Raw genomic sequence first — 10,812 nt, forward strand, 5'->3', positions numbered from 1 at the left:
TCCCCGGCCGCTGCAGGCCAAGCAAAAGATCAATCAACTCTGGCTTCGTAAGCCGTTCGAGTTCCTCGCGATTCATGGGTAGTGTGAATCACAGACCGTCCACCTTGGCAAGGGGGTGGGTAATTACTTGGCTACGCCTTGCCTGCAACCTTACTGCACACGGCTGCAGACAATCCCACAGGGCATTGGGAATCCGCTGCCGTGATGCGTTTCAACGACAATCTATTGGCTGCGTGGGGCAGTTACTGGCACGATTGGATGCCGCACGATATTCGCTCGGCGCCCCCCTCTATCGCAGAATTCGTCGAGCAAGGCCGGTCATTACTTCGCCAGGAATTCGGTAATGCCTCTAGGCTAGTTTTGAAGGATCCACGCATGTGTTGCGTGATGCCGGCTTGGCTGGACATCTTTGCCGCTGAAGCTATCGAAGCAAAAGTCGTCTTGCCGGTACGCCACCCGCTCGCGGTCGCGAAATCGCTCGCCAAACGCGATGCTTTCGACGAGATATCGGGGATGTTGCTGTGGCTACGCCACGTACTCGACGCTGAATCCGCAACCCGCGGTCGGTCGCGCGCATTTGTCAATTACGAGGACCTGCTGCTCGACTGGCGGTCCGCAGTCGATCGCATCGGTCGCTGGACGGGACTCTCTTGGCCGAGCTTGTCGGATTCGGTGGCCGACGACGTCGACGCATTCCTCTCCACCGACCTACAGCATCATGCCGAATCGGATATCTGCGCGTTGATGCCGCGCTGGGTGCGCGATGTGTACGTCATTTTGCGGCGGTGGGCGCGGGAAGGCGAAAGTCCGGCAGAGTACGCGACAATCGATGCCATTGCTCACGCTTTTAGAACGTCCGCTGAAAACTTCTTGCCCGCAGTTACGGCCATCACCGACCTGCGTGGTAAGCTACAGCGCGAGATGGCGGCGAGCGCCGTGGCCGTGGCGCATGGAGAAGCACTGGAAAACGAACGTGCCGCGATCGCCCTTTCGCTCAATCAGATGACCGCAGACCGCGACCAGATCCACGCCGAAAACGCAAGATTGCGCCAAGAACTAGCGGCGGAGCGAATGCGCGCCGACGATGAACGAGCGCAACGCATCGAGATTACTGCAGCACACGCCGCGCTCGCCGACCGCTGCGAGTCACAAGCCAGCGAAATCGCACTCCTCATTGCAAATCACGCGGCAACAAGCCGGAGCTTAAACGTCGAACTCGACCGAATGCGCACCGAAGCGGCAATAGCCCGATCTAAAGCCGCTGCCCGTACCGCCAAGATCGACCGACAGGTGCGTTCGATTGCCGGGTTGTCCCATCAACTTAGAGAAGCCGACGCCAAAGCCGACTGGCTGCGTCGCATCGGTGCCGCGATCACCGAGTTTCCGCGATGGTGGGCGCTGCTGCCCGCCGCAGTTGCGCGCCGAAAGCAGGACCGACGCCTTCGCAACGACGGTCTGTTCGATGCGGCCCGCTATCGTGAAGACCACCCCGACGTCGCCGACGCAGGAATCGCCCCGCTTCGACACTATCTCCTTCACGGCATTGCCGAGCGGCGAAAGGGGCCCTTACGGTACGACGCGTAACGGATTCAGAATACTTCGAGCGTCGGTACGCAAATCACAAAACGACCTCCCCACTCCCGGATGTAATCGTAGTCGGGCACGATCTCGTCCTTCAGGTTCCACGGCAAGATCAGCACGAAGTCGGGCCGGTGTTCCGACAGCGCTGCCGGCGGCAGGATCGGTATATGGCTACCTGGCATGTACCGGCCCTGCTTCGACGGTGCCGCGTCACACACGAAATCGATCAGATCGGTATGCACTCCTGCATAATTCAGCAAGGTATTGCCTTTTGCTGCAGCACCATAGGCCGCAACTCTGGCGCCCGCGCGCTTTTGCTTCACCAGGAACTCAATCAGATCGAGCTTGATCGCAAACGCTTGCGCCGCCAGCGCACGATAGCCCCTTTCATCAGCGAGTCCTTCCGCGATTTCCCGTTCGATTGCCTGCGCCACTGCATCGGTCGTCGCATGATTGGCCGCGTCGTGGCAGGCGAACACCCGCAGCGATCCACCGTGCGTGGCAAGGTGTTCGACATCGAACACCCGCAGGCCCACAGATGCCAGAATCCTTTTAACTGCTATCAGTGAAAGATACGAATAGTGTTCGTGATAGATCGTATCGAACTGGCATTTTGCAATCAGGTTGCGCAGTTCGGGAAATTCGAACGTCGCTACGCCCTCCGGGGCCAGAAGACGCGCGAACCCCGTGACGAAATCGTTGATATCAGGGACATGTGCTAGCACGTTGTTAGCAGCGATCAGACGCGGATGGCCCCGCTGCGCCACTAGTTCATCAGCGAGATCTCCGCTGAAAAAGCGCTCCAAGCTTTCGATCCCTCGTGCTCGCGCTACGCTTGCTGTCGATGCGGTCGGCTCGATCCCGGTGCAGGCGATTCCGGCGTCGGAAAAAAACTGCAACAGATAGCCATCGTTCGATGCAACTTCGACCACCCAGTCCGACGCGCTGAGGGCAAAGCGCTCGATCATTGCCGTGGCATAGAGCTTAGCATGCGCCACCCAGCTTTTCGATACCGACGAGAAATAGGCGTAGTCGGGCGTAAACAGTTCGTCACTGCTGTGATGCTCAGGCAACTGCACCAGCCAGCAGCAAGTGCACACAAACACCTTCAGCGGCGCATGCACCTCGCTTTGCTCCAGTTGTGCCTCGGTCAGATAGGCGTTTGAGGCGGGCTGGCTGCCAAGGTCGATCAGCACGAAATCCAGCGGCGCGGCGCAATGGCGGCAAATCATGAAACGATCCCTTTAAAACTAGATTGCAAGAGCGGATGACCGCGGTCTCGGGTGGATATTTCAGAAACGGGCAGCGGCCAATCGATCGCCAATCGCGGATCATCCCAGCGCACGCCCGCTTCCGCCCCGGATTCATAGCGCGCGGTGTGCAGGTACAGCAGTTCGCAGTCTGCTTCGAGCGTCTGGAAGCCGTGCGCGCACCCTTCTGGAATGAACACCGCATTCATCGCCTTGCTGCTCAGTTCAACGCCGAAATACTGCAGAAATGTCGGCGATCCGGCGCGGAGATCGACCGCGACATCCCATACCCGTCCGGCTAAGCAGCGCACCCATTTGCCTTCGGCGTGAGGCGGCTTCTGGTAATGCAGGCCGCGCAACGCGCCCACCTTTCGGGTCAGTGAATGGTTGATCTGCACGATTGGGCGCCCGGCGTTGACCGGGTGCAACGCGTCGTCGCAAAACAGCCTTGCGAATGCCCCTCGATCATCGCGGAACGGCCGGCCTTCAATCACCGCGACACCCGCAATCGGTGCCCATCGTGGTTCTGCAAACAACCCTGGTTCCTCTTCCAGCAAAGTCTGTCAGTTCAGGATACGCGGTCTTGCAAACGCTGCCGCCAATGGTCGACCGTATCGCGCAATCCCGCTTCAAGCGAAAAATGCGGACGAAACCCCACTTCGTCGCGCAGCCGCGATACATCCCCGACAAGCTTCATCGGCTCCCCAGCGGCCAGCGAGCGCTGTCCATAATCGACCCGACCCTCGGTATCGGTCAGCCGTTCGATTCGTTCGAGCACTTCACGTACACGCACCGCTTGGCCGCTAGCGATATTGACCGGCCCAGTCATTGAAGTACAACTCAACAGCGCTAGCGCTCGCCCGACATCGTCGACATGCAGAAAATCACGGGATTGTTCGCCCGGTGTCGTGGCCACGCGGCCTCCGCGCAATAGGATGCTGGCTGCGTCGGAGACCAGCTTGCCTTCCGGCTCGCCAGGTCCGTACAGGAAAAACAGCCGCGCCCAGGCAGCCTCGACTCCTTCCTGCTGCGCAAATGCAAACAACAGGTCGGCGAGCGCCGCCTTGGCGCGGCCATACAGCGTGTCAGGCCGCAGCGGCATTTCCTCGCGCAGCAGCGGCACATCCCAAGCGTATTCCGCGCAAGACCCCACCCCGACGACCCGTCGTCCGCCGGCGGCGACAAACGCGCGAAACAGTCGAAGACTGGCACCGACCCAATCGAGATTGTCCGGATGAGTCCAGAACCGCCCGGGTGGAACCGACCAAGCCAGGTGCAGGCACACCTGCGCATCGATATCGGCGACCGCGCCCACAAGGTCCCCGTCCGCCAGCAAATCCGTCCGGTGCCAAGCGATGCCATCGCCCGGATCATGGCGGCCCAGCGCATGCACCGTGCACCCAAGCGCGCGCAGGTGCCGTACTGCGGCCCTCCCGACGTACCCGGTCGCCCCGGTGACGAGCACCTTTGGCCGGGCTTCGCCGGTCATCGATCCACGCCCAGGGCGGTGTACTGCACGATCTGATCGTGCACCAGCGCTTCTGGATCCGCTCCCACAGCGGCACGCTGGTACCATTGCACAGTCCATTCCAGCGCCGCGTCGATAGGTAGGCGCGGCCGCCAGCCCAACTGCGTACGGGCTTTGGCGGAATCGAGAGCCAGGAGTCCGGCCTCGTGCGGCTGACTACCATCCCCGGTACATTCCCACGTGCTGCCAGGAACCAGCGCTGTCAGCCGCGCGACGAGGTCGCCTACCGGGATCACATCGACCGGATCAGGTCCAAAATTCCAAGCTTCTTGCGCCTCGCCATCAAACAGGCGTTCGGCCAGTAGAAGATACCCGACCAGCGGTTCGAGCACGTGCTGCCACGGCCGCTGCGCTGCTGGATTGCGGATGGCCAGCGTTCCACCTTGCGCGACGGTGCGGAAAAAATCGGGAACCAATCGATCCTCGGCCCAGTCGCCACCACCGAACACATTGCCCGCACGCGCGCTGGCGATCGCTAGCGGGGCGGCGCGGCCATACTGTGTCATGTCGGGCAAGGAGCTGCGCCAAGCGGCGGTCGCAATTTCGGCGCAAGCCTTGCTGGCACTATAAGGATCGCGCCCGCCCAGCGGCTCGTTCTCCCGATATGCCCACAGCCATTCACGATTCTCGTAGCACTTATCCGTCGTCACCACCAGCACGGCGCGGGTCGTAACGCACCGCGAAGCCGCCGCCAGTACATTGAGGGTCCCCATAACATTGGTGGCGAAACTTTCCAGCGGATCGCGATACGAACGCCGTACCAGCGCCTGAGCCGCTAGGTGCAACACGATTTCGGGGCGATACCGTTCGATCTCTGCCTCAACCGCGGCTCCATCACGAATATCGCCAAGACTCGAAATCGCCGGATCGACCAAGCCGCTCATCACCGCAAGATTCGGTTTGGTCGCGGGCGCAAGCGCCAGCCCCGTCACTTCAGCGCCCAGCAGACGCAGCCAGTGCATCAACCAAGCGCCCTTGAACCCGGTGTGCCCTGTCAGCAAGACTCGCCGGCCGCGCCAGAATTTGGGCGACGGGTTCACCATGCTTTCCACGGCGCGCGACCTCCGTTCCACATGTCCTCAAGCTGGCGTTTGTCGCGCAATGTATCCATCGGTTGCCAGAACCCGTAATGCGCATAGGCATGTAATTGCCCATCGCTCGCTAGACCCTCCAGCGGTTCCTGCTCCCACACCGTGGCATCACCCGAAATCCGGTCGAGCACTTTGGGCGACAGCACGAAAAAGCCGCCGTTGATCCACGCCCCGCCGTCCCGGGGCTTTTCGCGAAATCCGGTCACACGATCGCCTTCAAGCTCCAGCGCACCGAACCGCCCGGGAGGCAGAACGCGGGTAACGGTCGCCTGGCCACCATGGTTGCGGTGAAACCCGATCAGCGCGGCGATGTCGATGTCCGCCACCCCGTCGCCATAGGTCATGCAGAAATCGTCGTCACCCAAATAGTCGCGAATGCGGGCAAGGCGCCCGCCGGTCATCGTTTCTTCGCCGGTATCGACCACCGTGATGCGCCAAGGCTCGGCTGCGGCGCGATGCACTTCGACCCTGCTGTTGCGACAATCGAAGGTAATGTCCGAATTGTGTAGCGCGTAGTTCGAGAAATATTCCTTGATCACATATCCTCTATACCCCGCACAAACGATGAAGTCGTTGATGTTGTGGGCAGCATAGATTTTCATGATGTGCCAGATGATCGGCTTACCGCCGATTTCGATCATCGGCTTGGGGCGCAGGCCGGTTTCCTCGGAAATTCGGGTACCTAGCCCGCCAGCCAGGATAACGGCTTTGTCGATCATCGAATTGGTTCCTTAAAGGTGCGTACGAAATCATCATGTCCGGTATTTCTCGAAAACCGGACCTGTCTGCGCGAGTTCCCCCGCTCGCGCCCGCCCCGATGTGATTATCGCGCCACATACCAGGCATCGTCGGGATGCGTCGGTACGAGGTCGAATCGTTGCCGGTCAAACGCGGGATGTGATGCGGGATCCTGTTCCAGCCACGCAGTCCAGCGCGAGAGGAACAGCGCGACTTCGGCACCTGGGGGCGCGGTATCCCCGCGTGAAGCCTTTTCGGCATGAGTGAACCGCGCGTCGGGGTTGCACACGATACGATAACCCAAGTTCCTGATTCGCAAGCATAAGTCCACGTCGTTAAATTCCAAGGTCAATCGCTCATCGAAGCCACAAATACGTTCCAGGATCGAACGACGCGTGGAAAGGATCGCGCCGGTCACCATCGACCATTCCCGCTGAACGTGCGCCCAGTCCATGTAGGTTTTCGTCTCGGCTGGCCAATTGAGCCACGCATGCACGATCGTGCGGAAGGCGGGTACCATCCCGGCGTGCTGAATCGTGCCATTTTCATAGAACAACCCGGCGCCAACGCAGCCCACGTTCGGGTCAATCGAAAATCCGATCAGAGCCCGCAACCAGTCGTCATCGAGCGGGATTGCGTCATCGTTCAGGAACACAATTTGCTCATCGCGCGCTAAGCGCCACAGTTGATTAGCCTTAACCGCATAATTAAAACCGGCGCCGCGGTGTTCGGGAGTTTCGATCCGGATCAGGCGGAATGGCCAATCCTTGCGTGCCCATTCGGGCTCATCTTCAAAATTGTCCCCGACGATGACTGTGATCTTTTCCTGTGCCCAGCGCGTCTGCGCAATGCACCGTAACAATCTCTCAATGTAGGTTTCATTGTGCCCCGGTCGGCGCGTCCGGTTGGTCGGAATCAACAGCGTGACTGGCGGCAAGCCGCTGTCAAATCGGCGGCGCTGCACCAGCGTTGACGGCAAGACTCCCTCTATCAGGTCAACATCGTGCATGCTTCCAAGATCGCGCAACGCTTCGATCCGGCGCGCAACATCGGCCACCGGCCGTTCGTCGGGATGGACCAGCAAGACCTGCGGAATGCGTGCAATCATCCGACCACTTTGGTTGGCCCGCAACACCAAGTCATATAGCGCCGCGCTGCCGCGGTCGCTCGACAAACCGCCAAGGTCCAGCCAGGTCTTTCGCCGCATAATCACCGGCGCACCAATATAGTCCTGCGAAACCAGTAGTGTGGAGTTGAAGTCGGGCTTCGCGCGGACCCGTTCCAGCGGCTCGGTGTTCACCGCCGCGTCATCGGCATAAAACACGGCTACGTCGGGCCGCGCCTTGGCCGCCTGCAACACAACATGCCCCACGTCGGGCCGGATCCGCGCATTGCGCGGCGCGATAATCAGCCAGTCGTTGGCATCACCGTCCGGAAAGGAGGCTCCATTCCAGGTAAAATCGTCATCGACCAGCACCGCGTGCACGCCGTCGGGCAAGAATACCTGACGAAAAGCTGTGCCGGCCAGCGGATTGATGCGGACGTCGGGTATCAACGGCACCGTGGCCGCCACATGCTTAGCCAGTGGGCGCGCTACGCCCGCCTTAACCGCACTACTTGCAATTGCTGCGGCAAAGCTCGCTTCGATTGCCCTGGCGGTGGTGGCATACGACAGCTTGGTTTCGATTTCTGTCCGCGCAGCCTGACCTATCGTCATATCGCCCGCATCGAGCGCGCGTGCGGCAGTCACCAAGGTAGTGGCAAGCGCATCCTCGTCGATTTTTGCCCACGAATGGCCTTCGAGGTAATGGCCGTGGTCTTCCTCAAGCGTGAACGGCACCCAGGCCACGGGATAGCCTGTACCCGGCCGTAGGAAATCCGTCGTACCGCCGAAATCGGTCGCGACCACAGGTTTACCGGAGGCCATCGCCTCGGCCACGGTCAAGCCGAAACCTTCGGAACAATGCGGCGAAGCGTAGATATCTACCGCCGCAAATAGCTGCCCTACTTCGTCGGCACTGAGCGATATGTCGACCAGCACTGCGCCCGGCGTCGCGCCGGCCAGATCGATCAGCGCCTTGCCTGCTTCGGGCCGATCGTTGAGGTGCTTCGCTTTCAACAGCAGCGTCCAGCCATTCTGCTCCAGCCCTGAAGCCGCAAACGCGCGGATCAGCGCCTCAGGGTTCTTGCGGATCAGATAACTGGCGCCATCGAAAATATACAGGATCACCCTCCGCGCCGGATCCACCCCTAGCCGGGACAGCAGTGCAGTGCGGTCAAACCCGCCTGCTACAGTGGGAACGCGCACCGGGTGCGGCACGACATCCACCGGTACGTCAACGCTCGCGCGGAAAACTTCTGCGCAATAGGTGCTAGGGGCCCAAATCCGATCGACTGAATGCAGATCGTGACGCCAAGCGTCAGGCAGCGTATCGGTCTCCCACACCCAATAACCGATCTTTTGCTTGGCCGACTCGATGATATGCCGCTGCGCAGGGGTCAGCAGGTGCCAAGAATCTGGATTGAGATGTACAATGGCTAAGTCAGGCCGGCCAGCAAAATCAATCGTAGCGACAGGCGGCGCGACCTGGCGATGGACATGGAATGGCGCGGTGACCGGATAGATGCTGAGTCGCGCGCGCGCATGCCGCAACGCGCACAACAATTCGCGACTGGCGGAGCCCAGTCCGTTATCATAATTCCAAGGCCCGAAGAACGCGACGCGCGGCACATGATCTTGGGTGATCTCTTCGTGACGCTGCCCGTCGACCAGCAGATCAGTGCCGTCGCCTCGCGGCACATCGGCATAGTCAGACGCGTTGATCGCCGCCTGCACCAGATCGACATCGAAGCCGACTTCTTTCAGCACAGTACGCCATTCTTCGTGCAACGTGGTCAGCGCATGCTTGATCGGCTCTGGCCAGTTTACACTGGTCAGGAACTGCTTGCGCAGCAGCAGCAGTTTCACGAACGGAAAACCCTGTTGGACGAGTTCCTTCCAGCTGAACAGCGTGGGATTGGACGAATAGCGCCCAGTAAAGATCGCCTCCACTCGCAGCCCCCCTGCCTGCATCCGGGCCGCAAACGGTACTTCGTAGGTTCGGATGATCGCGTCCTTGTCCTCAAGGTAGCGGATGTCGCGCATGAAATGCTGAAATGTCCACGAACCCAGCGCCTTGGGTTTTATCGCTAAGAAATAGCTGGAAATGTGCCAACCGTATTCATGACTTGCGGTCAAACCCACCACATCGGTGCTGCCTTCGCGGATGCGCGCAAACATCGTGCGAAACGCATCCTCGTGCGCCGTCGGGACAATGCTGTCGTTGGTCAGGATTAGCATCGCCGCGCCGTACAACGCCGGTTCAATCCGCAGTATGTGGGCCCAAGCCCCAAAATCATAGCCGACGTTTTCTCGCACCACAATCCCGGACGCCGCCTCGATTTCCTCAGGCAGCAGTTCTAGCGGCCGATCGACCACCACCACCAGCAGTACCGCGATGCCGTTGCGGTTGAACACGTCCATGAAGGGGCGGACATGCGGCTTCAGCCTGCCCGCCGGCGCATGTGTCACCAAGATGGCGACTTCTGTCGATGGGCTGACCGCAATATCCTTGACGATGACATGCCGCGCCTCGCCAATATCACGTGGTTTCAACATGCGGGCATTGGGCGAGCGCCCCTCAGCACGACCGGATTTCAGATAATGTACCAGCGGGTTAATGCTCGCCGCGGCGACATCCGGATAAAATTGTCTGTAAAAATTGGTATCGAAATTTGGGCCCGGGTTTCGGCTTTCATTATAACCGAAGCGCAAATAATGCTCCGCAGCATTCATATCTTCATTTTTTACGTCTGGGTAAGAATTATAGTACCAGTCCTTATCAAATAAACCAAGAGCACGGTTTTCCTCTGTGTCCAGCAAATTCGATAATATAGAAATTTCACTCTTTACGTGGTCGTTCTGGAGCGGATTGATGAGCGTACGAATTTTTTTCCGAATCTTTTTTCTCAAAGATGGCGGTGTCACCGTGAACTCCTAGCTAGCCTCGGCGGGGAGGTGCGACCGAACGGATACGCATTGTTGTGTATGGTGCCAAGACCCCGCGGAGATCACCAGTGGTCGTGTCCGTCAATGTGGTGTAAAATCGGGTGTGGCCAGCAGACTGCATTTTCAGGCGGCCTTGGGTGTAATCTGTAGCGGCTGAACCCCCTCGATCATTCGTGTGGCATGGGCAGCCATGCCCTCGATCTGCATGTAGCGGTGCTAGAGCTGGTATTCGTCGTTCTGCTCGAGCAGAACAGCGCCGACGGGGCGGATGATGCAGCCCTCGTTGGGGAAGATGCCGACGACATCGGCGCGGCTCCCCACCTCCTTGTTCAGGCGTTCCAGCGGATTGGTGCTGTGGAGTTTGACCCGATGCTACTCGGGGAAGGTCATGTAAGCGAGGACGTCATGCTCGGCATCGTCCATGCAAGCGCCCCGCTTTGGCCACCGGGTGTCGGTGCCGGATGTATTCTCCCCAAATGTGCCGAATGAAAATTCCCCAGTTTGAGGTCAGCGCCAATTCGCTCCGGGGTTAACCCCGGAGCGAATTGGCATCGATCTTCACATGCTACTCGATGC

At 59.7% G+C, this 10,812-nt stretch carries 7 protein-coding genes and 1 pseudogene; 1 reads left to right on the forward strand and 7 read right to left on the reverse strand.

Features of this window, described 5'->3' with window-relative positions:
* Positions 1 to 201 precede the first annotated feature (201 nt).
* Entirely contained in the window at positions 202 to 1,584 is a 1,383-nt protein-coding gene (locus EH199_RS23325; RefSeq protein ID WP_124811441.1) for a hypothetical protein, read from the forward strand.
* Positions 1,585 to 1,589: 5 nt separating this feature from the next.
* Here EH199_RS23325 and EH199_RS23330 read toward each other — a convergent pair whose 3' ends face one another.
* From EH199_RS23330 to EH199_RS23360, 7 genes and pseudogenes are all read right to left on the reverse strand, one after another.
* Complete coding sequence (locus EH199_RS23330; protein WP_124811442.1) at positions 1,590 to 2,813, reverse strand: class I SAM-dependent methyltransferase; 1,224 nt, start codon at positions 2,811 to 2,813, stop codon at positions 1,590 to 1,592.
* Positions 2,810 to 3,367, reverse strand: a complete 558-nt coding sequence (rfbC, locus tag EH199_RS23335; RefSeq protein ID WP_124811443.1) for a dTDP-4-dehydrorhamnose 3,5-epimerase — start codon at positions 3,365 to 3,367, stop codon at positions 2,810 to 2,812. Before rfbC ends, EH199_RS23330 begins: the two co-directional genes overlap by 4 nt.
* A gap of 32 nt (positions 3,368 to 3,399) precedes the next feature.
* On the reverse strand, positions 3,400 to 4,320 hold the full coding sequence (locus EH199_RS23340; protein ID WP_124811444.1) for an NAD(P)-dependent oxidoreductase: 921 nt from the start codon (positions 4,318 to 4,320) through the stop codon (positions 3,400 to 3,402).
* Complete coding sequence (gene rfbG, locus EH199_RS23345) at positions 4,317 to 5,402, reverse strand: CDP-glucose 4,6-dehydratase (RefSeq protein WP_124811447.1); 1,086 nt, start codon at positions 5,400 to 5,402, stop codon at positions 4,317 to 4,319. Before rfbG ends, EH199_RS23340 begins: the two co-directional genes overlap by 4 nt.
* The gene (gene rfbF / locus EH199_RS23350) at positions 5,396 to 6,169 is read right to left on the reverse strand and encodes a glucose-1-phosphate cytidylyltransferase (protein ID WP_124811445.1); all 774 of its coding nucleotides are present in this window, start codon (positions 6,167 to 6,169) and stop codon (positions 5,396 to 5,398) included. Before rfbF ends, rfbG begins: the two co-directional genes overlap by 7 nt.
* A gap of 104 nt (positions 6,170 to 6,273) precedes the next feature.
* Positions 6,274 to 10,215 (reverse strand): glycosyltransferase, encoded by a 3,942-nt coding sequence (locus EH199_RS23355; protein ID WP_124811446.1) that lies wholly within the window; start codon positions 10,213 to 10,215, stop codon positions 6,274 to 6,276.
* Between the two features lie 144 nt (positions 10,216 to 10,359).
* Positions 10,360 to 10,677 (reverse strand): annotated as a pseudogene (locus EH199_RS23360) (transposase); the annotation flags it as partial.
* Positions 10,678 to 10,812 lie beyond the last annotated feature (135 nt).

The sequence above is a fragment of the Novosphingobium sp. LASN5T genome (assembly GCF_003856955.1).
Lineage (GTDB): Bacteria > Pseudomonadota > Alphaproteobacteria > Sphingomonadales > Sphingomonadaceae > Novosphingobium.